Origin of the sequence: Gelidibacter pelagius (genome assembly GCF_017581925.1) — a bacterium.
GTDB lineage: Bacteria > Bacteroidota > Bacteroidia > Flavobacteriales > Flavobacteriaceae > Gelidibacter > Gelidibacter pelagius.
Window position 1 is genome coordinate 1 of sequence record NZ_JAGEVG010000058.1, and the last position, 1,388, is coordinate 1,388.

The window sequence follows — 1,388 nt, forward strand, 5'->3', positions numbered from 1 at the left end:
GATGACGCTTCTGGGGGAACGACTGGATACCGTTGACTTCTTGATAAAAGGCCACTTTTAGAAAGTAACATTGTGCTCCGGCTCCGATTGGAGCAGCGGAGGGCGTCAAGGTTACTGTTGATGTGGTGTGATCAATAGCTTAGTTTGTCATTGTACTTAACCTAAAATCCTTTCTATCAATTATCGTTGATTGATGAAGCGCTGTAGCAATGTGAGAAACATACAAATGTGTATAGATATGTTACTTTTTTTTACACATAAGTGTGATGTGTATAGAAAATCCAATTATCTTTACACGTACATGTATGCAAAATAATAGACAATGAATTGGAAACTCCAAGATCTGCCTTATTCTGTTGACTTAGAAACTCTAAAGGTGCTTAAGCTTTTACCGGAAGCACATAGGGCTTTAGCCGAATTAAAAGGAGTTGCCCAATCAATTCCTCGCCAGGATATTTTAATAAACACATTGGCCATACAGGAGGCGAAAGATAGTTCGGAAGTAGAAAATATTGTAACGACCCACGATGAGATTTACAAAGCCAGTATGGGTATAGAGAGTGTGACCTCTAGTCAGGCCAAAGAAGTGCAGAACTATATAGTGGCCATGAAAACAGGTTTTGCTACCGTAGCGAAGAATCATTTTTTATCCATAAATCACATCAAGCAAATTCAGCAAATACTGGAAAATAATAATGCGGGGTTTAGAAAGGTACCTGGTACCACACTTAAAAACAAGTATACTGATGCTATTGTTTATACGCCGCCCCAAAGTCATGAGGACATTGTAAAACTCATGCAAAACCTGGAGGTCTTTATTAATGTAGAAGAAAATTTACCTATAGACCATCTTATTAAAATGGCGCTGTTTCATTTTCAATTTGAAAGTATTCATCCATTTTATGATGGCAATGGGCGTACGGGAAGAATTTTAAATATTTTATACCTTATCCAATATCAATTATTGGATACTCCTATTTTGTATCTGAGCAAATATATTATCCAACATAAAAACCAGTATTATCAGTTGCTGCAGAAGGTGCGCGACACTGGAGAATGGGAAGACTATTTATGTTATATGCTTACCGCTATCACCGAAACGTCAAAAGACACTTTGGAGAAAGTGAGGAACATCAAAAAAGCCATGGCAGACTATAAGATACTCTTGCGTGACAATTATAAATTTTACAGTCAAGATTTATTGAATCATTTGTTTAAGCAGCCATACACCAAAATAGAATTTTTGCAAAATGAGCTACATATATCTCGTATTACGGCGGCCAATTATTTAAATCAGTTGGCTACTGATGGACATTTGGTAAAACATAAAATTGGACGTACCAATTATTATGTCAACCATGCAGTGCTTAAAGCCTTGAATTAAACTT

Annotated in this window: 1 protein-coding gene; it reads left to right on the top strand. The window is 36.5% G+C overall.

Annotated features, from left to right (window positions below; all coding sequences use genetic code 11):
• Positions 1–322: 322 nt before the first annotated feature.
• Entirely contained in the window at positions 323–1,384 is a 1,062-nt protein-coding gene (locus J4051_RS18800; protein ID WP_208235427.1) for a Fic family protein, read from the top strand.
• Positions 1,385–1,388: the final 4 nt, after the last annotated feature.

Bases quoted from the DNA above. Each gene is read 5' to 3' on its own strand.
- J4051_RS18800 (WP_208235427.1), top strand. From the start codon at position 323: ATGAATTGGAAACTCCAAGATCTGCCTTATTCTGTTGACTTAGAAACT.